The sequence below is a fragment of the Streptomyces sp. S.PNR 29 genome (assembly GCF_030386795.1).
Taxonomy (GTDB): domain Bacteria; phylum Actinomycetota; class Actinomycetes; order Streptomycetales; family Streptomycetaceae; genus Streptomyces.
In genome coordinates, this window is record NZ_JANUQM010000006.1 from 59903 (window position 1) to 84170 (window position 24268).

Sequence of the window (24268 nt, forward strand, 5' to 3'; positions counted from 1 at the left end):
CGGTGGGTCAGCGGGCGGCGGCCGCGTGGGCCGTCGGGCCTTCGCGACAGATCAGCAGCAGCGCCCGGTCGTCGTTGACGTCCTTCGCCACGGCCTCGATGAGATGCCAGGCGGCTCCGTGGAAACCGCCCGCGACATAGCGGTCGGCCTCGCCGGTGAGGCGGTCGATGCCCTCGACGATGTCGCGGTCGGCGGTCTCCACCAGGCCGTCCGTGAACAGCATCAACACGTCGCCGGGGCGGAGCGAGCCCTTCACGGGGTCGAACTGCGCACCGTCGTACACACCGAGCAGCGGGCCCTCGGCCGCCTTCTCCTCCCAGCGGCCGGTGCCGGCGCTGAGCTGCAGCCCCGGCGGATGGCCGGCGGAGTACAGCTCGTAGTCGCCGGAGTCCAGGTCGAGGACCAGGTGGATGGAGGTCGCGAAGCCCTCGTCCCAGTCCTGGCGGAGGAGGTAGCCGTTGGCGGCCGGCAGGAACGCGTGCGGGGGCAGGCTGCCCAGCAGGCCGCCGAAGGCGCCCGACAGCAGCAGGGCGCGCGAGCCCGCGTCCATGCCCTTGCCGGAGACGTCCGTCAGGACCACCTCCAGGGTGCGCCCGCCGTTCGTCCGGGCCGCGACCACGAAGTCGCCCGAGAAGGACTGGCCGCCGGCCGGTCGCAGCGCCATCTCCCGGTGCCAGCCGTGCGGCAGCTTCGGCAGCTTGCTCTGCACCCGGATGCGCTCCCGCAGGTCGAACAGCATCGTGCCGCCGCGCCGCCACGGCACACCGACCCGGCTGCGGAACTGCGCGAGCAGCAGCCCGAAGAAACCGCACGCGGCCACCACCAGCACCACACCCGGGGTCACCCGGGACGGGCCCTGGGTGTACGGGCCCAGTCGCACCGACTCCACGATCAGAGCCGTGGCCGCCGCCGCGTACAGGCCGAGCAGGCTCGCCGGGCGCAGCAGCAGGCCGCCGACGACGACCGGCAGCACCAGCGCGGCCGGCGAGAACCACACCGAGTTCGCCAGCGTCGCCGCCGCGATCAGGGGGATCGTCAGCATCAGGCCGGCCAGGGCGACCCAGTCCGAGCCGTCGCCGCGGAAGTAGTCGACGGCGGCTCTGCGCACACCGACGCGGACCCGGTGCCACTGCATCTTCAACCGGGCCGTGAACGTCTCGGCCGCCGCGCGCCGCTCTCGTCCTGCTGCCATTAGTTCGGGACCCTATCCATCGGACCAGGCCCTTGGCACGGGAGGTCCCACTTGTCCCCCGTCCGAGGCTCAACTTCACAGTGAACTGCACGGAAAGCCGCCGCGCCGCCGCCCACGCGAAATTCCCTCGCTCGTCCCCCATTGCCCTGATAGGCATGCTCCATGGCGACTGACGGTGCGACAGGCCGGACGACCGACGGCGGCGGGCCCGAGCTGCGGGTGCTGCGGCGGGACGACTGGGACAAGTGGTACGACAACCTCCTCCGCGCCTTCGGTGGGGTGGGTGAGTCGGCCGAGGAGCGGGAGTTCTGGAACTCCCTGACCGAGTTCGACCGTTCGCTCGGGGCTTGGGACGGCGACGACTGCGTGGGGTCGGCGGGGGCGTTCCGCTTCCGGCTGACCGTGCCCGGCGGGGCCTCGGTGCCCGCGGCGGGCGTCACCATGGTCGGTGTCGCCGCCACGCACCGGCGGCGCGGGGTGCTGACCTCGATGATGCGGCGGCAGTTGGACGACGTCCGGTCCTGGGGAGAGCCGCTGGCCGTACTGTGGGCCTCCGAGCCGGCGATCTACGGGCGTTTCGGGTACGCCGTGGGGGCCTACCACATCAATGCCGAGATCGACACGAGCCAGGTGCGGTTGTCGGTGCCGGACGGAACCGATGACGTACGGCTGCGGTACGCGGCGCCCGCGGACGTGCTCGACGCGTGCGAGGCGGTGTACGCGCAACTGGTGCCGCGGCGGCCGGGGATGCTGGCCCGGCAGCCCGGCTGGGAGCGGCTGTCGCTGCTGGATCCGGAGAGCGAGCGGGACGGGGCGTCGCCGCTGCAGTGCGTGGTCGCCTCGCGGGACGGCGAGGTCACGGGGTACGCGCGGTTCCGGGTGCGACTGGGGTGGGGGCCGACCGGGCACAACGGCACGGTGGTCCTGGAGGACCTGGACGCGCTCGACCCGGCGACGGACGCCGCGTTGTGGCGGTTCCTGTTCGGCATCGATCTGACGACGACTCTGACCGCGCGGGGGCGGCCGGTCGACGAGGCGTGGCAGTACATGGTGTCGGACATCCGGCGGTGCCGGCCTCGGCTGCGGGACCAGTTGCACGTACGGCTCGTCGACGTGGGAACCGCGCTGGCGGCGCGGACGTACCAGGCGCCGGTGGACGTCGTGCTGGAGGTGGAGGACGCCTTCTGTCCCTGGAACGCGGGGCGTTGGCGGCTGACCGGGAATGCGAAGGGGGCGTCCTGCGAGCGTACGGAGGACGCGGCGGAGTTGGTGCTGGGGGTACGGGAGTTGGGGGCGGCGTATCTCGGGGGTGTGAGCCTGGCGGCGCTGGCTGCGGCCGGGCGGGTGCGGGAGGTGCGGGAAGGGGCGTTGACGGAGGCGTCGTTGGGGTTCGGGTCGGTCGTGGCGCCCTGGACGGCGCACGGGTTCTGAGGCCGGGCCGGGTCGTACCGGGCTGAGGGGTGGGGCGGGCCTGACCTCTCAGTTCTTCTGGCAGGTCGGGCACCAGAAGAGGTTGCGGGCGGCGAGGTCGGCGGTGCGGATCTCGTCGCCGCAGATGTGGCAGGGCTGGTTGGCCCTGCGGTAGACGTACACCTCGCCGCCGTGGTCGTCGACGCGCGGCGGGCGGCCCATCGCCTCCGGGGTGTGTTCGGGGCGGACGGTGTCGATGCGGTTGTTCTTCACGCCCTCGTGCATCAGCTCGACGAGGTCGGTCCACAGGGCGTTCCACTCCGTGCGGGTGATGTCCCTGCCCGGGCGGTACGGGTCGATGGTGTGCCGGAAGAGGACCTCCGCGCGGTAGACGTTGCCGACGCCTGCGATGACCTTCTGGTCCATGAGGAGGGCGGCGATCGTCGTCCGGCTGCGGGAGATGCGGTGGTAGGCGGTGTCCGGGTCGGCGTCGGGGCGCAGGGGGTCGGGGCCGAGGCGGGCGTGTATCGCCTGCTTCTCGGGGTCGGTGATCAGGGCGCAGGTGGTGGGGCCGCGGAGGTCGACGTACGAGGTGGTGTTGGCGAGGCGGAGGCGGACGGTGTCCGTGGGCGGGGGTGCGGGGGCGGGGCCGAAGGTGACCTTGCCGAAGAGGCCGAGGTGGATGTGGATCCAGTCGGTGGGGGTGGGGTCCCTGAAGCCGAGGAAGAGGTGTTTGCCGTGGGCTTCGGCGGTGTGGAGGGTGGTGCCGTCGAGGAGGGCGGCGGCGTCCGTGAACTTGCCCTGGGGGCTGGTCACGTGGACGGGGGCGGGGGCGAAGGCGGCGGCGTAGTCCTTGGCCAAGCGGTGGATCGTGTGCCCCTCTGGCACGGTGTCTCTCCCTACTCCTGCGTGTGTCTGCCGACCGGCTGGGTGGTGGGGGGGTGTATGCCCACCCACCCACCCGACTCGGTCACTCAAGAGGCTTGACTCGAACCTGGGGCTCCGCCCCAGACTCCGGCGGGGACTTCGTCCCCCACACCTCTGGACGGCCGTCCACCGACCCGGCCCAGTCAGCCCACGAGCTCGCCTCGCCCCTTGGGACAGCGCCCAGACACCGCCAGCACGCCTCTGGACGGCGCCCACCGACCCGACCCAGTCAGCCCACGGCCTCGCCTCGCCCCTTGGGGGAGCGCCCAAGCCCGGCCGGCGCTCCGCCCCCTGCGCCCACGCGGGGATCCGTCCCGCGACTCGGGGCGGGGCGGAGTTCCGCGGCCCGGTGGGCCCGGCTGGGGGTGGGGTCGGTGGTCGGCCGGTAGTCGCGTGCGGGGGCCGCGGGTTACTGCTGGGGGTGGTGAGGGGGGATCGGGGGGAGGTCGCCGGTGGTTTCGTAGGTGGCGAGCATGTTGATGCGGCGGGTGTGGCGCTCGTCACCCGAGTAGGGCGTACCCAGGAAGGTCTCGACGAACTTCGTCGCCTCGTCCAGCGTGTGCATGCGCGCGCCCACCGCGACCACGTTGGCGTTGTTGTGCTGCCGGCCGAGCGCCGCCGTCTCCTCGCTCCAGGCGAGGGCCGCACGGACGCCCTTCACCTTGTTCGCGGCGATCTGCTCGCCGTTGCCGGAGCCGCCGATCACGACGCCGAGGGCGTCGGGGTCCGCGGCCGTCCGCTCTGCGGCGCGGAGGCAGAAGGGCGGGTAGTCGTCCTGGGCGTCGTAGATGTGCGGGCCGCAGTCGACGGGGTCGTGACCCGCCGCCTTGAGCCATTCGACGAGGTGGTTCTTGAGTTCGTAGCCGGCATGGTCCGAGCCGAGGTACACGCGCATGGGACGAGTGTGACACGGCTGTTTCCGGGCAGGCGCGCCGGGTGTCGCTCGCATAAAAGGGAGGCGCGCTATGGAACCTCAAGAAAACCTCAAGTAACGATTTGGATTCAAAGGTTCAGGATTTCGTTCGCCTCCGATTCACTGGACCGACTCGTACACCGCTGTTATCCCGCTCGTACGAGAATCAGCTCCCCGGCGCAAAGGAATAACGTTCCATGACCTCGCAGCCGACCTTGAACACAGCAGGAGAACAGGAGTCCGGTCTTCAGGCCGGGCTCAAGAACCGGCATTTGTCGATGATCGCCATCGGCGGCGTGATCGGCGCCGGGCTCTTCGTCGGGTCCAGCTCCGGTATCGCCACGGCCGGGCCCGGCATCCTGCTGTCGTACGCCCTCGTCGGCACCCTCGTGGTGCTGGTGATGCGGATGCTCGGCGAGATGTCCGCCGCCAACCCGACGTCCGGGTCGTTCTCCGCCCACGCCGACCGGGCGCTCGGCTCCTGGGCCGGGTTCACCATCGGCTGGCTGTACTGGTTCTTCTGGGTGGTCGTGCTGGCGGTGGAGGCCACCGCGGGGGCCGTGATCCTCGAAGGGTGGGTGCCCGCCGTACCGCAGTGGGCCTGGGCGCTGATCGTGATGGTGGTGCTCACCGCGACCAACCTCGCCTCCGTCGGCTCCTACGGTGAGTTCGAGTTCTGGTTCGCCGGGATCAAGGTCGTGGCGATCGGTGCGTTCATCGTCATCGGCGGGCTGGCCGTGTTCGGGGTGCTGCCCGGCGTGGACAGTGAGCAGGCGGGGCTGGGCAACCTGACCGATCACGGTGGCTTCCTGCCCCACGGGGCCGGCGCCATCCTCACCGGTGTGCTGCTCGTCGTCTTCTCCTTCATGGGCAGTGAGATCGCCACTCTGGCGGCCGGCGAGTCGGAGGACCCGCAGCGGGCGGTCACCAAGTCGACCAACAGCATCATCTGGCGGATCGCCGTCTTCTACCTCGGCTCGATCTTCGTCGTCGTCTCCCTGCTGCCGTGGGACAGCAAGGCGATCACCGAGAAGGGGTCGTACGTCGCCGCCCTCGACTCCCTCGGGATCGCGCACGCCGGTCAGATCATGAACTTCATCGTGCTCACGTCCGTGTTGTCCTGTCTCAACTCCGGGCTGTACACGGCCTCCCGCATGGCCTTCTCGCTCGGCCGACGCGGGGACGCCCCGAAGTCCTTCGCCCGCACCACGCCGCGAGGTGTGCCGCGGACCGCCATCATCGCCTCGGTGGTCTTCGGGTTCGTCGCCGTGTTCTTCAACTACAAGTTCCCGGACTCCGTCTTCCTCTTCCTCGTCAACTCCAGTGGCGCGGTGGCGCTGTTCGTGTGGCTGGTGATCTGCTTCTCTCAGCTGCGCATGCGGCGGATCATCCAGGCCGAGGCGCCGGAGAAGCTGGTCGTGAAGATGTGGCTGTACCCGTATCTGACCTGGGCCACGGCCGCTCTGATCATCTTCGTGCTGGGGTACATGCTGACCGACACCGAGCACGACGGGCGCGAGACCGTGCTGCTGTCGCTGCTGGTCGCGGCGGGTGTACTCGTCATCGCCTTCGTCAAGGACAAGGTGAAGGGGAAGACGAGGACCGAGGCGGAGGCCGAGGCCGAGGCCGAGGTCGAGCCGACGGTTGGCGCCTAGTCGCTTCGGGAGGCGGGAGGGGCCTTGCGGTGGGTACCGCAGGCCCCTCCCGTCTTTCCCGCGTGCACAGCCGGAAAACTTGACGGTACATGTCCTGTTATGCCGCCACGATGAGCGCCATGACCTTCGTGGACCACAACACCGCAGACCTGCTCGCCCTCCGCCCCGGTGACACCGGGTACGAGGAGGAGATCGCCGGTTTCCAGACCGGGTTCGTCCAGCGTCCGGCCCTGGTCGTCGCCGCGGCCTCGGCCGACGACGTGGCCGCGGCCGTACGGTACGCGGCGGCCCGGGACCTGCCGGTCGGCGTCCAGGCGACCGGGCACGGGCTGCCCGGGCCGTCGGAGGGCGGCGTGCTCATCACGACGAAGCGGATGGACCGGGTGTCCGTCGACCCGGCAGCCCGCACCGTCCGCGTCCAGGCGGGCGTGCGCTGGGGTCAGGTGGTGGCGGCGGCCGAGCCGTACGGGCTGGCGCCGCTCAACGGTTCGGCGCCGAACGTGGGCGCCGTGTCCTACACGCTGGGCGGCGGACTGGGCATCCTCGCCCGGGAGTTCGGGTACGCGGCCGACCATGTGCGCGCCCTCGACGTCGTCACGGCGGACGGACGGCTGCGGCACGTGACACGGGAGTCGGAGCCCGACCTGTACTGGGCGCTGCTCGGCGGCGGGGGCGCCTTCGGTGTCGTCACGGAGCTGGAGATCGGGCTGGTACCCGTACGGACGCTCTACGGCGGCTCGATCGCCTTCGACGGGCGTGAGGTCGACCCGGCGACCGTGCTGCGGGCGTACGAGGAGTGGACGCGGACCGTGCCCGACACGCTGACCTCGTCCTTCGCCGCCGTACCGTATCCGGACCTGCCGGCGCTTCCGCCGCATCTGCGCGGGCGGTACGTCGTGTCCGTCCGCGTCGCCCACACCGGTGGCGACGGGGAGCGACTCGTCGCTCCGCTGCGGGAGATCGGGCCGGCTCTGTCCGACTCGCTGCGCGAGATGCCGTACGCCGACAGCCACACCATCCACAGCGACCCGGACTTCCCGCACGCCTACTACGGGGACAGTGCGGTGCTCGGCGAGCTGGACCGTCCCGGGGCCGCGGAGTTGCTGTCCCGCACCGGGCCGGACGCGGGCGCCCTGTGCGTCGTACAGATCAACCACCTCGGCGGGGCGCTGGCGAAGCCCGCGCCGAACTCGGTGCCGTACCGCGACGGGCGGTTCCTGCTGCGGCTGTTGACCATGGGCGAGCGTGCGGCGGCGCGACGGCGGCTGGACACGGCCTTCACGCCCCTCGCGCCGGTCACGATCGGACGGGCCCTCAACTTCGCGTTCGGGGCGGGTGACCGGGCCGAGGGGCTGTACGACGCGGAGACGCGGAAGCGGCTCGCCGGGCTGAAGTCGCTGTACGACCCGGCGAACCTCTTCCGCGGGAACGGTGGGCTCAGCGCTTGACGAGCTTCCAGGCGGTGGGCAGCGCGCCCATCGCCAGGGCCGCCTTCAGGGCGTCACCGATCAGGAACGGGGTGAGGCCGGCCGCGATGGCGGCGGACGCCGAGAGGTCGGGCTCGGCGGCGTAGGCCAGGTACGGGACGCCGACGGCGTAGATGATCGCCTCACCCAGCACCATGGTGCCGGCCATGCGCAGCACGGAGCGGTCGGCGCCGCGGCGGGCCAGGGCACCGACGACGGTGGCGGCGAGCATCATGCCGAGGATGTAGCCGAAGGAGACGGCGACACCGGAGGCTCCGCCGGCGAACCACGGCACACCGGCGACGCCCGCCAGCGCGTACAGGGCGAGCGCGGAGAAGCCACGGCCCGCGCCGAGGGTCGTGCCGACGAGCAGCGCCGCGAAGGTCTGGCCGGTCACCGGCACCGGGGAGCCGGGCACGGGCACCGAGATCTGGGCCGCGAGGCCGGTGAGCGCGGCGCCGCCGAGCACCAGAGCGACGTCCCGGACGCGGGAGGCGGGGAGCAGGTCGGCGAGGACCTGGCCGGTGCGGGCGGGGGCGGCGGCAAGCGTACTCATGGGGACTCCGCGGGTTGGTGTGGGCATGCTGGGACACGGTGACGCTATACCGGGGTCCTCGCGTCGATCACCGTCAGCGCTCGACAAAGGCTCGAACGCGCGCTTGGTGGGCTTCACACAAAGGATGCGGGTTACACCTGGTGGGGCGTGATGCCGGTCACGGAGGTGACGTGGTTCGAGATACAAGGGAGGGGGCGCGGCCGTCTGTAGGGTTTCACCAAAGCGCCTCCGCCCTGGGCCGGACCTGCTGTTCGCGTCGCCCGGCAGTCGGCCGAGGGCGGCGCCTCGCAGCGCACGCCGGCTGCCGCGTGAGCGGGCGATCACACGGCGTGCCGCGAGTGTCCACATAGTGGTCGATCTCTCCGTGCGGGAGCAGGGGCCGCCCAGACTGTCGGGGTTTTTCCCTCTGCTTTCACCCCCTACGCACTGGACGAGCCGCGCCCATGCCCAGCAGCAACATCGGGACACCGCCGCAGGCGGACGATGTGTCCCTCTCCCACGGCCTCAAGCAGCGCCACCTGTCGATGATCGCCCTCGGCGGAGTGATCGGCGCCGGCCTGTTCGTCGGCTCCGGTGCGGGCATCGCCGCCGCCGGGCCGTCGATCGTCCTCGCCTACACGCTCTCCGGCCTTCTCGTGATGCTGGTGATGCGGATGCTCGGCGAGATGTCGGCCGCGTATCCCTCGTCGGGCTCCTTCTCCGCGCACGCCGAGCGGGCGATCGGCCCCTGGGCGGGCTTCACCGCCGGCTGGTCCTTCTGGGTGCTGCTCTGCACGGCCGTCGGCCTGGAGGGCATCGGCGCCGCGAAGATCGTGAGCGGCTGGCTGCCGGGGACGCCCGAGTGGGCGTGGGTGGCGCTGTTCATGGTGGTGTTCTGCGGCGCCAACCTGGCCGCCGTGAAGAACTTCGGCGAGTTCGAGTTCTGGTTCGCCGCCCTGAAGGTCGGCGCGATCACCCTGTTCCTGGTGCTCGGTGTGCTGGCGATCGCCGGGGTCCTGCCCGGCAGCGACTCCCCGGGGGCGAGCCACCTCACCGACTTCTTCCCCAACGGCGGCGAGGGCCTGGTCATCGGCCTGCTCGCCTCCGTCTTCGCCTACGGCGGCCTGGAGACCGTCACCATCGCCGCGGCCGAGTCGGAGGATCCGGTCAAGGGCGTGGCGAGCGCCGTCCGTACGGCGATGTGGCGGATCGCGCTGTTCTACATCGGCTCGATGGCGGTCATCGTCACCCTCGTCCCGTGGGACTCGAAGGAGGTCGTCGAGAAGGGCCCGTACGTCGCGACCCTCGACACCCTCGGCATCCCGGGCGCCGGCCGGCTGATGAACGTCGTGGTGCTGGTCGCGCTGCTGTCGGCGATGAACGCCAACATCTACGGCTCCTCCCGCATCGCCTACTCGCTGGTCGAGCGCGGCCAGGGCCCGAAGGTGCTGGGCCGGGTGTCGGGCCGGGTCCCGCGCATCGCCGTCCTGGCCTCCTCGGTGTTCGGCTTCGTCTGCGTGCTGCTCAGCTACTGGCGCCCGGACGACGTGTTCTCCTGGCTGCTGAACATGATCGGCGCGGTGATCCTCGTCGTCTGGATCTTCATCGCCGTGTCCCAGCTGCGGCTGCGCAGCCGCCTGCAGCGGGAGGCGCCGGAGAAGCTGGTCGTACGGATGTGGATGTTCCCGTGGCTCACCTGGGTCGCCCTGGCGGGCATGGCGACGGTGCTGGTCCTGATGGCGCGGGAGCCGGACACCCGGGTGCAGTTGTACTCGACGGGCGGGATGACGCTGTTCCTGGCGGTCGTGGGATACGCCTGGCAGAAGGCGCGCGCCCGCACCTGACTCCTGCTCACCTCCCGGAAGGGCCCCTGCGAGACACGCGGCCCTCGGACCGCTGATCTCGCCCTCTGGTTGTACAGCAATCATCGGATTGCCGCGGGGCGGGAGTTGGAGTTGTATCCAGGCGAAGGGGGGAACCACATCCATGCGAAGCAGACTCGCAGCCGCAGCCGTCACCGCCTGCACGTGCGTCACGGCGCTGCTGGCGCCCGCCGCACAGGCGGCACCGCACGACCCGCACCACGGGCAGCACGGGAAGAAGCCGAGGGCCGGGCACACCGTCCGCCTCACCCAGGGTGCCGACGCGGCGTCGGAGGCCCCGTCGCTCAGCGCCGACGGCCGCTACGCGGTCTTCACCTCGTCCGCCTCCACCCTGGTCCCCGGCGACACCAACGGCGCCCCCGACGTCTTCCTGCGGGACCTGAGGACCGGCCGCACCCAGCGCGTCAGCACCGACGCCGCCGGAGGCCAGTCCCGGCTCGGCGGCACCGCGGGAGCCATCAGCGCGAGCGGCCGGTACGTGGTCTTCCTGTCGCGATCGCCCGACCTGATCCCGGGCGAGACCCACGACACCCAGTCGGTCTACCGGCGCGACCTGCGGACCGGGGAGCTGAGGTACGTCGGCAACGACCTCGGCGGACGCGTGACGTGGGCGGTGAAGGCGTCCGTCAGCGCCGACGGCCGGTACGTCGCGTTCGCCGCGTCCGACACCGTACCCAAGCCGGGCGCGGAGATCGCCGTGCGCGACATGCGCACCGGGGAGCTGACGAAGCAGGCGACCAGGCACGTGGCCCGCTCCCCGCTGCTCAGCGACGACGGCAGCGTCCTGGTGTACTCGACCTACAACTACTACCCGTACGACAACCCGCCGTCCGACGTCCTCGTGGCGGACCCGCTCACCGGGACCGGCCGGTCGCTGCACACCCGGCCCGACGGCACCCGTGGCAACGGCAGGGTGTCCCAGGCCGGCATCAGCGGCAACGGCCGCCACGCCTCCTTCACCTCGACGTCCACCGACCTCGGTCCTGAGGACACCAACGGCGCGGGTTCCAACGTCTTCGTCCGCGACCTGCGCACCGACGCCCTGCGCATCGTCGAGGCGCCCGACCCGGCCCTCTCGACCGCCGACGGTGCGCTCAGCCGAGACGGCCGGTACCTGCTCTTCCGGGCGTTCGCGGGCACGTCGGATCCGGGCACCTGGTACCTGAGCGACCTGCGGCGCGGCCGCACCCGGGTGGCGATCACCGACGCCGACGGCGCGCCGGTCCAGGCGGGCACCGCGGACCGGCCGCTTGACGCCCGGGCACGGACGGTGGCCTTCTCCTCCAGGGCCGAGAACCTTGCTCCGGGCCCGCGCAGCCCGGGAGCGGACGCCTATGTGCGGCGTGCGCGCTGACACCGGTCCTACGGCACATCCGGCTCGCACGGCACATTGAGCGAGAGCAGAGCGGCGGAACCGTCGCCGTCCATGCGCAGTTCGCTGATCGCGGCGTTGCGCAGCCGCGGCAGGACGCGACGGTACTCCCCGGCCGGGATCGACAGCAGCCGGCACAGGACCAGCCGCAGCAGGGTGTTGTGGGCGACGACCAGGACGCGTCCGCCGGGGTGGGCGGCGGCGATGCGGTGCAGGGCGCCGGCTCCGCGGACGGCCGCGGCCGCCGGGTCCTCGGCGCCGGGGAAGGGGTGGGCCACCGGGTCGGCGCGGTAGGCCGCCGCGCGTTCGGGGTCCTCGGCGGCGAACTCGGCGAGCGTACGGCCCTCCACCACCCCGAAGTCGCACTCCCTCAGCGCCGGTTCGCGGTGCGGGGTGAGCCCCAGGGCACGGCAGGCGGGCTCGGCCGTGGCGACGGCGCGGGAGAGCGGGGACGTCCAGATCGCGTCGACGGGGTGCGCCGCCACCCAGCGGCCGAGGGCCTCCGCCTGGGCACGTCCGGTGTCGGTCAGCGCCACGTCGCTCACGCCCGCGTAACGGTTCTCGGCATGCCAGACGGTCTGTCCGTGCCGGACGAGCAACAGGGTTGTGGTCATCAGCCACCAGTATCCCGGTCGAGGCGGCTGCGTGCGTGGGACGCGACCTGTTTCGGCAGCCAGCCGCGTGCCTCCAGCTCGCCGACGAGGCGGACGTACGGCTCCGCGAACAGGGCGGTGCGGTCGGGCCGGGGTTCGAGGACCGTACGGATGCGGACCATGCGGTCGGCCGCGTCGGCGAGGGAGGCCGCCCCTCCGGAGCCGTACGCGGCCAGCGCGGCCATGCCGAGGGCCGGTTCGGTCTGCTCCGGGATCCGGGCCGGGCGGCCGAGGATGTCGGCGCGCAGTTGGTTCCAGTACGCGCTGCGGGCGGCGCCCCCGGTGAAGGTGAGCGGCCCGTCGAGCGGAGCGCCCAGGTGGTGCAGATAGTCCAGGCACAGCCGTTCGGTGAAGGCGACGCCCTGCAGCAGCGCGGCCCACAGGTCGGCGTCCCCGGCCGGCTCGCCCAGCACCAGTGAGGTGGCGTTCGGCGCCAGGAACGGGAAGCGCTCCCCCGGCGACACCAACGGATAGGCGACCGCGCCGGACGGCTCGAAGGCGGCGGCCTCGCGGTCCATGGCGGCGGCATCCGCACCCGGGAAGCAGGCCGTGAGGACGCCGGCCCCCACGCTCGACGCCCCGCCCGGCAGCCAGCTCCCGTCCGGCGCGCGGTGGTTGTAGACCACGCCGGTGGCGTCCCGGACCGGCGCCCGGGAGGCTCCCTTCACCACCAGCGTGGTGCCGAGCACCGAGTTCCAGGAGCCGGGCCGCAGGGCTCCGGAGGCGATCTGGGCCGCGCAGCCGTCGGTCATGCCGGCGATCACCGGGGTGCCGGCGGGGATGCCGGTGGCGTCGGCGGCCGCCGGGCAGACCTCGCCGAGGCGGGTGCCGGGGCGTACGACGTCGGGCAGCGCGTCGGCGGGCAGTTCCAGCCCGTCCGGCCAGGCGTCGCGTTCCACGTCGTAGGCCGTCTTGAGGGCGTGACTGGAGTCCGTCGGCACCGGCCGGCCGACCAGCCGTGCGGTGATCACGTCGGGCTGATGGGTGACCCTGCCCCGACCGTGGGCCCCGGTGAGCCACACCGCCTTCGGCAGCGCCCAGGTGTCCTGCACCGCCAGCCCCGCCTGCCGTGCCCGCGCCGCCTCCTCGGCCGCCCGCCCGTCGTCGTACATCAGCGCCGGGCTCACCGGCCGCCCCGCCCCGTCCGTCAGCAGCACCGTCCCGGACGTCCCGCACACCGCGAGCCCCCCGATCCGTACGCCGGGAAGCGGGCCCAGGGCCGCACGGGACGCGGCGCACACCCCGTCCCACCACTCCTGCGGATCCTGCTCGTGCCGTCCGCCCTCCCGTCGCCCGGCCAGCGGAGCGGCACCGCTGCCGAGGACCGTGCCGTCACCCCCGGCCACCAGCACGCGGACGCTCTGTGTGCCCAGGTCGATGCCCAGCCACGCCCCGCCGCCCTCCTCCATCGCCATCCGGACCTCCCGCATCATGCCCCGGCCTGTGAACTTCACACTCCCAACCGATATTGACTCGGGAATTCCCCATGCGCGAGGGATTGACGCACAACTTCCGCCGTTACACCCTCTGTTAGCGAGTCGACTCGACGTGTTACCCCAGCACCCGGCCGGACCGAACCCTCACGTGGAGGTCACGGATGGACAGGCACGTGCACGACCGCCGCCGCTTCCTCGCGCTCACCGCCGCGGCCGCCGCGGCGCCGCTCCTCACCGCCTGCGGAGCCGGTTTCGGCGGGGACGACCAGAAGAACGACGGCTCCGCCGCCGACGACATCACCGGATCCTTCGACTGGAAGCGGGAGAAGGGCACCACCGTCAAGGCGCTGCTGAACAAGCACCCGTACACGGACGCGCTCGTCGCCGACCTGAAGTCCTTCACCGAGAAGACCGGCATCGAGGTCGAGTACGACGTCTTCCCCGAGGACAACTACTTCGACAAGCTCACCGTGGACCTCTCCAGCGGGCGTGCCTCCTACGACGTCTTCATGCTCGGCGCCTACATGGTCTGGCAGTACGGGCCGCCGGGCTGGCTGGAGGACCTCGGTCCCTGGATGCGCAACTCCTCGGCCACCGGCGACGAATGGGACCAGGCCGACTTCTTCCCCAACCTGCTGCAGGCCGACCAGTGGTCCCTGAAGGCCGGCGCCCCGCTCGGCAGGGGTGGGCAGTACGCGCTGCCGTGGGGCTGGGAGACGAACGTCGTCGCCTACAACACCGAGGTGTTCCAAAAGCTGGGGCTGAAGCCGGCCGAGACCTTCGAGGAGCTGGCCGAACTCGCCGGCACCATCAAGCAGAGGGCGCCGGGCGCCGGCTACGACGGCATGTACGGGATCGCCGTACGCGGGTCCCGGAGCTGGGCCACCATCCACCCCGGCTTCATGACGATGTACGCCCGCAACGGGCTGACGGACTTCACGGTCGACGGCGGGAAACTCACACCCGTCATGAACAGTTCCGATGCCGTCGCCTTCACCGAGGACTGGGCCGGCATGGTCAAGCGGGGCGGGCCGCCGTCGTGGACCTCGTACACCTGGTACCAGTGCTCCAGCGACCTGGGCGCGAAGAAGGCCGGGATGCTGTTCGACGCGGACACCGCCGCGTACTTCCAGGCGGTGCGGGGCGCGAGCCCGGCCTCCGGGAAGATCGCCTTCCACCCCGGGCCGAAGGGGCCCGACGGCTCCCTCGCCACCAACATGTGGATCTGGTCGCTCGGCATGAACGCCAAGAGCAAGCGGAAGAGCGCCAGTTGGCTGTTCCTGCAGTGGGCGACCGGGAAGGAACACCTGCGCAGGGGAGCGATCACGCACAACCACATCGACCCGGTCAGGAAGTCCATCAGCCAGGACGGCGCCTACAAGGACAAGATGAAGCACCTCCCGGGTTTCCTGGAGACCTTCGAGACGGTCGTGGACCACACGAGGATCCAGTTCACTCCGCAGGCGCAGTTCTTCGACGCGACCACCAGCTGGGCCGCCGCGCTCCAGGAGATCTACGGCGGCAAGGACGCGCAGCCGGTCCTCGACAGGCTGGCGGACGACCTCGCCGACAAGGTGGGTTAGGGATGGAGTGGCGGCTCACCCTGCGCCCGTACCTCCTGATCGTCCCCGCCCTGCTGCTCACCTGCGGGATCCTCTACCCCTTCGGGCTCGGGCTGTACTACACGCTGTTCGACTTCTCGGCGAGCAAACCGCAGCCGGACATGGTCCGGTTCGAGAACTACGCGACCGTCTTCACGCAGGAGGCCTTCTGGAACTCGGCGTGGGTGACGGTGCTGTACGCGGTCGGTGCCGCCGCCGTCGAGACCGTGCTCGGGGTGGCCGTCGCGCTGCTGCTGCACCGGTCGACGATCGTCGGCCGGATCCTGGAGAAGATCCTCATCCTGCCGCTGATGATCGCCCCGGTGATCGCGGCGATCATATGGAAGCTGATGCTCCAGCCGTCCGTGGGAGTCGTCAACCACCTGCTGAAGCCCTTCGGGCTGGGGGGCGTCCAGTGGACGGACACCCCGACGGGTGCCCTGCTGTCGTCCATCGCCGTGGACGTGTGGGTGTACACGCCGTTCGTGGCGATCCTGGCGCTCGCCGGTCTGCGGTCGCTGCCCGCCTCCCCGTTCGAGGCGGCGGCCGTGGACGGCGCGGGCTGGTGGTACACCTTCCGGCGGCTGACGCTGCCGATGCTGTGGCCGTACGTGCTGGTCGCGGTGATCTTCCGGTTCATGGACTCGCTGAAGGTGTTCGACATCATCTACGCCCTCACCGAGGGCGGCCCCGGCGACTCCACGGTGGTGCTCCAGATCCGGGCGTATCTGGAGGCCATCCGCTTCCAGCGCTACTCCTTCGGGATCAGCTACACGATCGTGCTGTGGGCCGTGGTGTACCTCGCCGCGATGGTGCTGGTGCGGCGCCTGGGGCGGATCCAGCGACGGGCCGCGGAGGTGACCCGGTGAAGAAACGCCTTCTGGGGTGGCTGGCGGACGCCGCCCTCGTCCTCTACTTCGTCTTCGCGCTGTTCCCCGTCGCCTGGATGGTGATCCTGTCGCTGAAGCCCACCAACCAGCTCTTCAGCACCTACTTCTCCTTCACCCCGACCCTCGACGGCTACCGGACCGTGCTCGGTGACAGCGAGGGCATCCCGTTCGTGCGCTTCTTCGTCAACAGTCTGGTGGTGTCGGTGGGCGCGGTGGTGCTGTCGCTGGTGGTCGGGCTGCCGGCGGCGTACGCCTCGGCGCGGTGGCGGTTCCGGGGCGCGGACAACCTGATGTTCACGCTGCTGTCGTTCCGGTTCGCGCCCGAACTGACGGTGATCATCCCGCTTTTCGTGCTGTACCAGAAGCTGGGGCTGTTCGACACCTACGTCGGCATGGTGTGGGTGCTGCAACTGGTCACGCTGCCGCTGATCGTGTGGATCATGCGGTCGTACTTCGCCGACCTCACGCCGGAGCTGGAACAGGCGGCGCTGCTGGACGGCTACACACGCAAGCAGGCGTTCTTCCGCGTCGCCCTTCCCCTGGTCAAGCCGGGGATCGCGGCCGTGTCGCTGCTCGCGTTCATCTTCGCCTGGAACAACTTCGTCTTCCCGCTGATCCTCACCTCCAACGAGGCCCAGACGGTGACCGTCGGCGCGCTGTCCTTCCTCGGCGGGGACCGGCCCAAGTACAACCTCACGGCCGCGGCGGCGCTGGTCTCCGTCGTACCTCCGCTGCTGCTGGCGCTGACGATCCAGCGGTACCTGGTGCGGGGGCTGTCGTTCGGGGCGGTCAAGTCATGATCGAGCTGCGGGGGATCCGGAAGACCTACGGGAGGACCACGGCCCTGGACGGGCTCGACCTGGAGGTCCGGGAGGGTGAGTTCTTCTGCCTGCTCGGGCCGTCGGGGGCGGGCAAGACGACCACGCTCAAGACCATCGCCGGGCTCGAACAGCCCGACTCCGGCACCGTCGAGATCGGCGGCACCGACATGCGGGGCGTCGAGCCGTACGACCGGGGCGTGGCGATGTGCTTCGAGAGCTACGCCCTCTACCCGCACCGCTCCGCCTACGACAACCTCGCCTCCCCGCTCCGCTCGCCCCGCCACCGGCTGCCCGCCGCCGAGGCCCGCGACCGGATCGGCGCGATCGCCGAACTGCTCGGCATCACGGGCCTGCTGGACCGTCCCGTCGGCCGGCTGTCCAACGGCCAGCGGCAGCGGGTCGCCCTCGGCCGGGTGCTGGTCCGCCCGGCCCGCGCCTTCCTCCTCGACGAGCCGCTCTCCCACCTCGACGCCAAGCTGCGCCAGCAGATGCGGGCCGAGCTGAAGGCGATCGGGGCGGTGCAGAACACGACCACGCTGTACGTCACCCACGACTCCGTGGAGGCGCTGGCGCTGGGCGACCGGATCGGGGTCGTCCGGGAGGGCCGGATCGTGCAGACGGGGACGCGGGAGGAGATCTGGTACCGGCCGTACGACACCGAGGTCGCGCGGGCCTTCGGGCGGCCCCGGATCAACCTGCTGCCGGGGGTGGTGACGGAGAGCGGCGTGCGGGCGGAGGGCGGGACCGAGCTGCCGGTCCGCGCCGAGGCGTCCCCGGGCACCGACGTCCTGGTCGGGGTACGCCCCCGCGACCTCGCGCTGCACGGCGACGGCCACGAACTCACCGGCACCGTTTACGTTACCGAGGTGCTCGGCCGGTCCGTCGAGGTCACCGTCCGGCTCGGCGAAGGGGAGCAGCACGTGTCGCTGGTCGCCTCGCGCGCCGACACGGCGGGGCTGCGGCCCGACGATCCCGTACGGCTGTCGGTGCGGCCTGAGAACCTGCTGCTGTTCGAGGCCGACCGGCCGGAGCGCCCAGGACGACGGATAGAGAAGCGATGAGCAGCAGCAGCGCACAGCAGGGACCCGCGGCCCGCCAGGCCGCCATGGCCGAACAGGTGCTGGCGGACGGCTCGGCGACCGCGGCGGAGCTCGCCGAGCGGTTCGGGGTGAGCCTGATGACCATCCACCGTGACCTCGACGAGCTGGAGCGGCAGGGCATCGTACGCAAGTTCCGCGGCGGGGTGACCGCGCAGCCGTCCGGGGTCTTCGAGTCGAACGTGCAGTACCGGCTGAAGACCATGCGCGCGGAGAAGGCGGCCGTCGCCGAGCACGCGCTGAGGCTGATCGAGCCCGGTATGGCGATCATGCTGGACGACTCCACGTCCACCCTGGAGATAGCCCGCCGCCTGCGGCTCGGCGAGGTCACCCCGCTGACGGTCGTCACCAACTTCCTGGAGGCGATCAACCTGCTGTCGGACCAGCGGGGCATCCATCTGATGGCCCTCGGCGGCGACTACGACCCCCTGCACTCCTCCTTCCTCGGCGTGTCCTGCGTCGAGGCGATCGAGCAGCTGCGCGTGGACGTCTGCTTCGCGTCCACGTCGGCCGTGCACGGGGGTTACGCCTACCACCAGGAGCAGCACATCGTGTCGGTGAAGCGGGCGATGCTCGACTCGGCCGCCCGCAACGTCCTGCTCATCGACCACACCAAGCTCGGCCGGGTCGCCCTGCACCGGGTCGTGCCGCTGTCCCGCTTCGACCTGGTGCTGGTCGACGACGGGGCGCCGGCCGAGGCGCTGCGGGACCTGGACGAGCAGAAGGTCCGTTACGAGGTTTGCGCGACGAAGGGCGGCAGCCATGACCGAGCTGGAGCTACGTGATCTGCGCAAGACCTACCGGTCGCGGGGGCGCCCGGCGGTGGACGCGGTGCGCGGCCTCGACCTCGCGCTGCGGTCCGGGGAGCTGCTGGGGCTGCTCGGCCCGTCCGGGTGCGGCAAGTCCACCACCCTGCGGATGATCGCCGGTCTGGAGACGGTGACCGGCGGGGACATCCGGGTCGGCGGTGCGTCGGTGGTCCGGCAGCCCGCCCAGCAGCGCAACGTCGGGGTCGCGTTCGAGAACTACGCGCTGTACCCGCCGCTGACGGTGGCGGAGAACCTGGCGTTCGGCCTGAAGGCCCGCAAACGGGCGGCGCGGGGGGACGTGGCCCGCAAGGTGAAGGACATCGCCGGGCGCGTCGGCCTCACCGACCTGCTCGACGCCCGCCCGGCCGGACTGTCCAGCGGTCAGAAGCAGCGGGTCGCCCTCGCCCGCGCGCTGATCCGCGAACCCGACGTCCTGCTCCTCGACGAGCCCCTCTCCCACCTGGACGCGGCCCAGCGCGACACCACCCGCCGCGAACTCAAGCGCATCCAGAAGGACCTGGGCCACACGACGATCCTGGTCACCCACGACCAGGAGGAGGCCCTCTCCCTCGCCGACCGGATCGCCGTGATGAAGGACGGCGTGATCCAGCAGCTCGGCACCCCGTACGAGATCTACGACCACCCGGCCAACCTCTTCGTCGCGGACTTCGTCGGTGAACCCGCGGTCAACCTGCTGCCCGGCATAGCGGACGGCGACGGCCACGCCCGCCTCTCGGGCTCCGCGCGCATCGCGCTGCCGGTGCCGGTGGCGGCGGGCCGGGAGGTGGTGGTCGGGATCCGCCCGGAGGACCTGGAACTCACCGGGGACGGCGGCCTGCCCGCTCGGGTCGTCGCCCACGAACCGCTCCTGGAGGCGGGCATCGCGACCCTGGCCCTGGAGGGTGTCGAGCGGCCGCTCGTCGTCCTCACCGGCCCCGAGGTGCGGCTCGCCCACGACGAACGGGTCCGGGTCGCGACCGGACTCACCCATGTCTTCGACGCCGAGACGGGAGATTCCCTGCGATGACCGAACCCGTGCGTGTGGTGGCCGCCGGCGACCACTTCGTCCTGCCGTCGCTGATCACGCGGGCGGTGGAGCACGAGGTGGAGCGGGCTCAGGTGACGGAACTGAAACTCGGGTGGCCGCTGGAGCCGTTCGGCCCGGTCGCCGAGGTGCAGGAGGCCAGCGATGCCGAGGACGAGCTGATCGGGGCGCTGGCCGGGGCGGAGGTCCTGGTCACGCAGATGGGCCCGGTCACCGAACGGGTCCTCGCCGCCTGCCCGGACCTGAGGCTGGTCGTGGTCTGCCGCGGCGGGCCGGTGAACGTGAACCTGGACGCGGCCAAGTCCCGTGACGTACGGGTCTGCTTCGCGCCGGGCCGCAACGCCGCCGCCACCGCCGAGTTCACCGTCGGCCTGATGCTGGCGGCCCTGCGCCGCATCCCCCAGGCCCACGACCTGCTGGCCGGGCAGCGGAGCTGGGCGGGGGCGTCGTACTACACGTACGAGCACAGCGGTCTGGAGCTGGAGGACCTGCCCGTCGGGCTGATCGGCTACGGGGCCGTCGGCAGCCGGGTCGCCCGGGTGCTGTGCGCGTTCGGGGCGCAGGTGATGGTGTACGACCCGTACGTGCGCGGCGAGATCCACGGCCTCAGGGTCACCTCGCTCGACGACCTGCTGCGCCGCTCCCGGGTGGTCACCCTGCACGCCCGTCTCACCTCCGAGACCCGCGGGCTGCTCGGCGCCCGCGAGCTGGCGCTGCTGCCGCGCGGCGCGGTGGTGGTGAACGCGGCCCGTGGCCCGCTCCTCGACGAGGACGCGCTGTGCGACGCGCTGGAGGGCGGGCGGCTGTCGGCGGCGGCGCTCGACACATACGCGCGGGAGCCGCTGCCCCAGGAGTCACGGCTGCACGCCCTGGCCGACCGGGTGGTGCTCACCCCCCACCTGGGCGGTGCCTCGCGCGCGGTGGCCGAGAAGGCGGCGCGGATCGCGGCGGAAGAGGTCGGGCGCTGGCTGCGCGGGGAGCCGCTGGCGCACTGCCTGACATGACGACCGGAGGAGCTGGCATGTACGTCGGTATCGACGTGGGCACGTCCATGGTGAAGGCGGCCGCGTTCGACGGCACGGGCACCCAACTGGCCGTCGCGTCCCGCCCGGTGGGCCTCGCACTGCACGGCGGGGTCGTCGAGCAGGACATGGAGGAGGTGTACACGGCGGTCCTCGCCGTCCTCCAGGAGCTGACCTCGCGGGTGCCGGAGCCGGTGGAGCTGGCCGGGCTCACCGGGCAGGGCGACGGGGTGTGGCTGGTGGACGGCGAGGGCCGTCCGGTGCGGCCGGCGGCCTCCTGGATGGACGGGCGGGCGCACGAGCTGGTCGGCCAGTGGCTGGCGGACGGCACCTTCGAGACGGTGTTCCGGCGCACGGGCAGCGCCATGTTCCCCGGCTGCCCGGGCCCGCTGCTGGCCTGGTTCGACCGGCACGACCCGAAGGCCCTGGATGCGGCGTCCACCGCCCTGTACTGCAAGGACATGGTCTTCCGGCGGCTGACGGGGGCGCGGGCGGCGACGGATGTGTCGGACGCGTCGATGCCGTTCCTCGACCCGCGCACCCGCTCGTACGACAACCGGGTCGTGGAGCTGCTGGGGCTGACCCACCGGCGGCGGCTGCTCGCTCCGGTGAGCGACCCGATCGCCACGGCCGAGACGCGGGGCGAGGGCCTGCCGCCCGGCACCCGCATCGCGAACGGCCCGTACGACCTGCCGGCCTGCGCGCTCGGCGCCGGCGTCACCGCCCCCGGCGACGGCCTGCTCATCGTCGGCACGTGCCTGGCCGCCCTGGTCGCGACGACCGAGCTGGACCTGACCGGCGAACCGGCCGGCCTCCACATCTCCACCGACCGGCCCGGGCACTGGCTGCGCGCCATGCCCGCGATGGTCGGTACGGCCGCCCTGGACTGGGTGCTGTCGACGACGGGCGTCCCCCACGAGGAGGTCGACGGCCTGCTGGCCGACACCCCGCCGGGCGCGCACGGGGTGCGGGTGCTGCCGTACTTCGCGCCCTCGGGCGAGCGGGCCCCGTTCGTCGAACCGCGGCTGCGCGCCGAACTCACCGGTGTGTCACTGGAGTCCACCCGCGGCGACCTGATCCGCGCCACCTGCGAGGGCATCGGGTACGCGGCCCGCCACTGCCTTCAGGCCGCCGGTCTGACGGGGTCGCTCGCGGTGTGCGGCGGCGGCACCCGCAGCCCCGCCTGGATGCGGCTGCTCGCCGACGTGCTCGGAAGGCCGCTCAGGGTCGTCGAGGGCGAGGTGGGCGCGCGGGGCGCGGTGCTGGCGGCGGCCGAGCGGTACGGGGTCGCGCTGGACGCGGCCGGGTGGACGAAGCCGACCGCGGTGGTCGAGCCGGACGCCGGGCGGGCGGCCCACTACGCGAAGGGGTACGAGGAGCACCTGGCCCGGCTGGCGGAGGCGCGCTCCCGGGCACGTACGTGAACGACCTCGCCGATCTTGCCGACCCTGCCGAGAAAGGGAGTCGTATGCATCTGAGACGCCGATCCCTGCTGCTCGCGGCCGCCGTCACCCCGGCGGCCGCCGCCGTGCCCGCCGCGGCGGCGGCCGGCCGTACGGGGACGCACCGCCCCGTGGTCATCGGTCACCGCGGCGCGGCGGGCTGGCGGCCCGAGCACACGGCGGCCTCGTACACGTACGCCGTGCAGACGGGCGCCGACTGGATCGAGCCGGACCTGGTGCCGACGAAGGACCATGTGCTGGTGGTCCGGCACGAGAACGAGATATCCCAGACGACGGACGTGGCCCGGCACCCGGAGTTCGCGGACCGGAGGACCACCAGGACCGTGGACGGGCGGTCGGTGACCGGCTGGTTCACCGAGGACTTCACGCTGGCGGAGCTGAAGACGCTGCGGGCGGTGGAGCGGCTGCCGCAGGTCCGCAACCGCAACACGGTGTTCGACGGCCGGGAGGAGGTGCTCACCTTCCAGGAGGTGGTGGACCTCGCGCGGAAGCTGTCGAAGGCCTACGGCCGGACGATCGCCGTCTTCCCCGAGACCAAGCACCCCACGTACTTCCGCTCGATCGGTCTGCCCCTGGAGCCGAAGCTCGCGCGGACGATCCGCCGGAACCGGCTGGGCCGCCGGGAGTGCGTGGTGCAGTCCTTCGAGCCGACGAGCCTGAAGCGGATCGCCGCCGAGCGCCTGGGCGTGCCGCTGTGGCAGGCGCTGGGGACGACGGGAGGGCCGTACGACCTGGTCTCGGCCGGCGACCCGACGACGTACAGGGACATGATGACCCCGGCGGGGCTCGCGCGGATCGCCGAGTACGCGGACTGGATCGGACCGGACAGGTCGTCGGTCGTGCCGGTGGGCGCGGACGGCAGGCTCGGTACGCCGACCGCTCTGCTGTCCGACGCCCACGCGGCGGGCCTGAAGGTGGGTCCGTACACCTTCCGGTCGGAGAACCAGTTCTTGCCGGTGGACTTCCGGCGCGGCACCGGATCGACCGATTTCGGGGACGCCTTCGCGGAGTACGCGCTGTACTACGACCTGGGAGTCGACGCGGTGGTGACGGACTTCCCGGACCTGGCGGTGATCGCGAGGAGAGGCTGATGACCCACAAGTGGTGTCCCACCTGCCGTGCCTGGCACGGCTTCCGGAAGCTCAACGCCGAGGAGAAGGCCGCTGTCCGTGCGGCGAAGGGGGATCGCCACTACGTGGACGACCTCTGGCGATGCTCCGCCGAGGGCTGTCTGTGGTACCAGCCGTACTTCCACACGCGAGGCGGCGACGTCCTCCCCGAGCGGTTCCGGGAAGAGGCCGCCGCCCCCGAGTGACCGTTACAGATTGCTGAAGTCCGGGCCCTTGGTGCGGGTGCGCTTGATCTCGTAGAAGCCGGGGACCGAGGCCACGGCGAGGGTGCCGTCCCAGAGCCGGGCGGCCTCCTCGCCCTTCGGGGCGGGGGTGACGACCGGGCCGAAGAAGGCGATCTGCTCGCCGTCGGCGCCGGGGACGGCGATGACCGGGGTGCCGACCTCCTGGCCGACCTTGTCGATGCCCTCCTTGTGGGAGGCGCGCAGCTGGGGCTCGTACGGCGTGGAGTCCCAGTGGTCCATGAGGGACTCGGGCAGGCCGGCGTCCTTCAGGGCGGCGGCGACCGCTTCCTTCTCCGGGCCCTCGCCCTGGTTGTGGATGCGGGTGCCGAGCGCGGTGTAGAGATCACCGAGCACCTCGGCGCCGTGCTCCTCCTGGGCCGCTATGACGACCCGGACCGGGCCCCAGGCCTTGGTCGCGAGCATCTCGCGGTACTGCTCGGGGAGCTGGTCGAGCTTGTCCTCGTTGAGCACGGCGAGGCTCATCACATGCCAGCGGACCTCGATGTCCCGGACCTTCTCCACCTCCAGCACCCAGCGGGAGGTCATCCAGGCCCAGGGGCACAGCGGGTCGAACCAGAAGTCGACGGGGGTCTTGTCCGACATGTCTCTCCTCATGAGGCAAGCGTTTCCCGATGGAACACCGCTGCTCACCCCGGCCATTCCCGACTGCCCGCACCAAGGGCGCATGGCAGGATCGTCGCTGTCCGCATGCTGAACACGACCA

At 71.7% G+C, this 24268-nt stretch carries 22 protein-coding genes; 15 read left to right on the forward strand and 7 right to left on the reverse strand.

Features of this window, described 5'->3' with window-relative positions; genetic code table 11:
- Positions 1–7: 7 nt before the first annotated feature.
- Positions 8–1192 (reverse strand): PP2C family protein-serine/threonine phosphatase, encoded by a 1185-nt coding sequence (locus NW895_RS17590; RefSeq protein WP_289936625.1) that lies wholly within the window; start codon positions 1190–1192, stop codon positions 8–10.
- 162 nt (positions 1193–1354) lie between these two features.
- Here NW895_RS17590 and NW895_RS17595 point away from each other — a divergent pair, with 162 nt between their 5' ends.
- Positions 1355–2623 (forward strand): GNAT family N-acetyltransferase, encoded by a 1269-nt coding sequence (locus NW895_RS17595; protein WP_289936628.1) that lies wholly within the window; start codon positions 1355–1357, stop codon positions 2621–2623.
- Between the two features lie 48 nt (positions 2624–2671).
- Here the strand turns inward: NW895_RS17595 and NW895_RS17600 are convergent, their stop codons facing one another.
- Both NW895_RS17600 and NW895_RS17605 read right to left on the reverse strand, forming a co-directional pair.
- Positions 2672–3490, reverse strand: coding sequence for a DNA-formamidopyrimidine glycosylase family protein (locus NW895_RS17600; RefSeq protein WP_289936629.1), 819 nt, complete (start codon positions 3488–3490; stop codon positions 2672–2674).
- Between the two features lie 448 nt (positions 3491–3938).
- Positions 3939–4424, reverse strand: a complete 486-nt coding sequence (locus tag NW895_RS17605; protein WP_289936631.1) for a ribose-5-phosphate isomerase — start codon at positions 4422–4424, stop codon at positions 3939–3941.
- Positions 4425–4639: 215 nt separating this feature from the next.
- Between NW895_RS17605 and NW895_RS17610 the strand changes: the two genes are divergently transcribed.
- Together NW895_RS17610 and NW895_RS17615 are read left to right on the forward strand one after the other, a co-directional pair.
- Positions 4640–6097, forward strand: coding sequence for an amino acid permease (locus NW895_RS17610; protein ID WP_289936632.1), 1458 nt, complete (start codon positions 4640–4642; stop codon positions 6095–6097).
- Between the two features lie 119 nt (positions 6098–6216).
- Positions 6217–7545: an FAD-binding protein gene (locus NW895_RS17615; protein WP_289937015.1), complete on the forward strand. Its 1329-nt coding sequence runs from the start codon at positions 6217–6219 to the stop codon at positions 7543–7545.
- Here the strand turns inward: NW895_RS17615 and NW895_RS17620 are convergent.
- Positions 7535–8119, reverse strand: coding sequence for a biotin transporter BioY (locus NW895_RS17620; protein ID WP_289936634.1), 585 nt, complete (start codon positions 8117–8119; stop codon positions 7535–7537). The genes NW895_RS17615 and NW895_RS17620 overlap by 11 nt on opposite strands.
- Before the next feature lie 443 nt (positions 8120–8562).
- Between NW895_RS17620 and NW895_RS17625 the strand changes: the two genes are divergently transcribed.
- Together NW895_RS17625 and NW895_RS17630 are read left to right on the forward strand one after the other, a co-directional pair.
- The gene (locus NW895_RS17625; RefSeq protein ID WP_289936635.1) at positions 8563–9942 is read left to right on the forward strand and encodes an amino acid permease; all 1380 of its coding nucleotides are present in this window, start codon (positions 8563–8565) and stop codon (positions 9940–9942) included.
- Between the two features lie 142 nt (positions 9943–10084).
- Entirely contained in the window at positions 10085–11335 is a 1251-nt protein-coding gene (locus tag NW895_RS17630) for a hypothetical protein (RefSeq protein ID WP_289936637.1), read from the forward strand.
- A gap of 8 nt (positions 11336–11343) precedes the next feature.
- Here NW895_RS17630 and NW895_RS17635 read toward each other — a convergent pair whose 3' ends face one another.
- Entirely contained in the window at positions 11344–11967 is a 624-nt protein-coding gene (locus NW895_RS17635) for a histidine phosphatase family protein (protein ID WP_289936639.1), read from the reverse strand.
- Entirely contained in the window at positions 11967–13415 is a 1449-nt protein-coding gene (locus NW895_RS17640; protein WP_289937016.1) for an FGGY-family carbohydrate kinase, read from the reverse strand. Before NW895_RS17640 ends, NW895_RS17635 begins: the two co-directional genes overlap by 1 nt.
- A 188-nt stretch (positions 13416–13603) precedes the next feature.
- Between NW895_RS17640 and NW895_RS17645 the strand changes: the two genes are divergently transcribed.
- Genes NW895_RS17645 through NW895_RS17690 form a run of 10 tightly spaced genes read left to right on the forward strand, consistent with a single transcriptional unit; the run spans position 13604 to position 23505 of the window.
- Complete coding sequence (locus NW895_RS17645; protein WP_289936641.1) at positions 13604–15025, forward strand: sugar ABC transporter substrate-binding protein; 1422 nt, start codon at positions 13604–13606, stop codon at positions 15023–15025.
- 2 nt (positions 15026–15027) lie between these two features.
- Positions 15028–15912, forward strand: coding sequence for a sugar ABC transporter permease (locus tag NW895_RS17650; protein ID WP_289936644.1), 885 nt, complete (start codon positions 15028–15030; stop codon positions 15910–15912).
- The gene (locus NW895_RS17655) at positions 15909–16733 is read left to right on the forward strand and encodes a carbohydrate ABC transporter permease (protein ID WP_289936646.1); all 825 of its coding nucleotides are present in this window, start codon (positions 15909–15911) and stop codon (positions 16731–16733) included. Before NW895_RS17650 ends, NW895_RS17655 begins: the two co-directional genes overlap by 4 nt.
- Positions 16730–17815 carry an ABC transporter ATP-binding protein gene (locus tag NW895_RS17660; protein ID WP_289936647.1) on the forward strand — a complete coding sequence of 362 codons (1086 nt, stop codon included), beginning with the start codon at positions 16730–16732 and terminating at the stop codon, positions 17813–17815. The genes NW895_RS17655 and NW895_RS17660 overlap by 4 nt, the downstream gene beginning before the upstream one ends.
- Positions 17812–18636 (forward strand): DeoR/GlpR family DNA-binding transcription regulator, encoded by an 825-nt coding sequence (locus NW895_RS17665; protein ID WP_289936648.1) that lies wholly within the window; start codon positions 17812–17814, stop codon positions 18634–18636. Before NW895_RS17660 ends, NW895_RS17665 begins: the two co-directional genes overlap by 4 nt.
- Complete coding sequence (locus NW895_RS17670; protein WP_289936649.1) at positions 18614–19687, forward strand: ABC transporter ATP-binding protein; 1074 nt, start codon at positions 18614–18616, stop codon at positions 19685–19687. Before NW895_RS17665 ends, NW895_RS17670 begins: the two co-directional genes overlap by 23 nt.
- Positions 19684–20709: a 2-hydroxyacid dehydrogenase gene (locus NW895_RS17675; protein WP_289936651.1), complete on the forward strand. Its 1026-nt coding sequence runs from the start codon at positions 19684–19686 to the stop codon at positions 20707–20709. The genes NW895_RS17670 and NW895_RS17675 overlap by 4 nt, the downstream gene beginning before the upstream one ends.
- 17 nt (positions 20710–20726) lie before the next feature.
- Positions 20727–22151, forward strand: a complete 1425-nt coding sequence (locus NW895_RS17680; protein ID WP_289936653.1) for an FGGY-family carbohydrate kinase — start codon at positions 20727–20729, stop codon at positions 22149–22151.
- A gap of 44 nt (positions 22152–22195) precedes the next feature.
- A complete protein-coding gene (locus NW895_RS17685; protein WP_289936654.1) occupies positions 22196–23281 on the forward strand; it encodes a glycerophosphodiester phosphodiesterase in 1086 nt (361 codons plus the stop codon).
- On the forward strand, positions 23281–23505 hold the full coding sequence (locus NW895_RS17690) for a hypothetical protein (RefSeq protein WP_289936657.1): 225 nt from the start codon (positions 23281–23283) through the stop codon (positions 23503–23505). The genes NW895_RS17685 and NW895_RS17690 overlap by 1 nt, the downstream gene beginning before the upstream one ends.
- A gap of 3 nt (positions 23506–23508) precedes the next feature.
- Here NW895_RS17690 and NW895_RS17695 read toward each other — a convergent pair whose 3' ends face one another.
- Positions 23509–24147 carry a DsbA family protein gene (locus NW895_RS17695; RefSeq protein WP_289936658.1) on the reverse strand — a complete coding sequence of 213 codons (639 nt, stop codon included), beginning with the start codon at positions 24145–24147 and terminating at the stop codon, positions 23509–23511.
- Positions 24148–24268: the final 121 nt, after the last annotated feature.

Coding starts and splice junctions, on each gene's coding strand:
- NW895_RS17590 (WP_289936625.1), bottom strand. CDS start 1,192: ATGGCAGCAGGACGAGAGCGGCGCGCGGCGGCCGAGACGTTCACGGCC.
- NW895_RS17595 (WP_289936628.1), top strand. CDS start 1,355: ATGGCGACTGACGGTGCGACAGGCCGGACGACCGACGGCGGCGGGCCC.
- NW895_RS17605 (WP_289936631.1), bottom strand. CDS start 4,424: ATGCGCGTGTACCTCGGCTCGGACCATGCCGGCTACGAACTCAAGAAC.
- NW895_RS17610 (WP_289936632.1), top strand. CDS start 4,640: ATGACCTCGCAGCCGACCTTGAACACAGCAGGAGAACAGGAGTCCGGT.
- NW895_RS17615 (WP_289937015.1), top strand. CDS start 6,217: ATGACCTTCGTGGACCACAACACCGCAGACCTGCTCGCCCTCCGCCCC.
- NW895_RS17620 (WP_289936634.1), bottom strand. CDS start 8,119: ATGAGTACGCTTGCCGCCGCCCCCGCCCGCACCGGCCAGGTCCTCGCC.
- NW895_RS17625 (WP_289936635.1), top strand. CDS start 8,563: ATGCCCAGCAGCAACATCGGGACACCGCCGCAGGCGGACGATGTGTCC.
- NW895_RS17630 (WP_289936637.1), top strand. CDS start 10,085: ATGCGAAGCAGACTCGCAGCCGCAGCCGTCACCGCCTGCACGTGCGTC.
- NW895_RS17635 (WP_289936639.1), bottom strand. CDS start 11,967: ATGACCACAACCCTGTTGCTCGTCCGGCACGGACAGACCGTCTGGCAT.
- NW895_RS17640 (WP_289937016.1), bottom strand. CDS start 13,415: ATGGAGGAGGGCGGCGGGGCGTGGCTGGGCATCGACCTGGGCACACAG.
- NW895_RS17645 (WP_289936641.1), top strand. CDS start 13,604: ATGGACAGGCACGTGCACGACCGCCGCCGCTTCCTCGCGCTCACCGCC.
- NW895_RS17650 (WP_289936644.1), top strand. CDS start 15,028: ATGGAGTGGCGGCTCACCCTGCGCCCGTACCTCCTGATCGTCCCCGCC.
- NW895_RS17660 (WP_289936647.1), top strand. CDS start 16,730: ATGATCGAGCTGCGGGGGATCCGGAAGACCTACGGGAGGACCACGGCC.
- NW895_RS17665 (WP_289936648.1), top strand. CDS start 17,812: ATGAGCAGCAGCAGCGCACAGCAGGGACCCGCGGCCCGCCAGGCCGCC.
- NW895_RS17670 (WP_289936649.1), top strand. CDS start 18,614: ATGACCGAGCTGGAGCTACGTGATCTGCGCAAGACCTACCGGTCGCGG.
- NW895_RS17675 (WP_289936651.1), top strand. CDS start 19,684: ATGACCGAACCCGTGCGTGTGGTGGCCGCCGGCGACCACTTCGTCCTG.
- NW895_RS17680 (WP_289936653.1), top strand. CDS start 20,727: ATGTACGTCGGTATCGACGTGGGCACGTCCATGGTGAAGGCGGCCGCG.
- NW895_RS17685 (WP_289936654.1), top strand. CDS start 22,196: ATGCATCTGAGACGCCGATCCCTGCTGCTCGCGGCCGCCGTCACCCCG.
- NW895_RS17690 (WP_289936657.1), top strand. CDS start 23,281: ATGACCCACAAGTGGTGTCCCACCTGCCGTGCCTGGCACGGCTTCCGG.
- NW895_RS17695 (WP_289936658.1), bottom strand. CDS start 24,147: ATGTCGGACAAGACCCCCGTCGACTTCTGGTTCGACCCGCTGTGCCCC.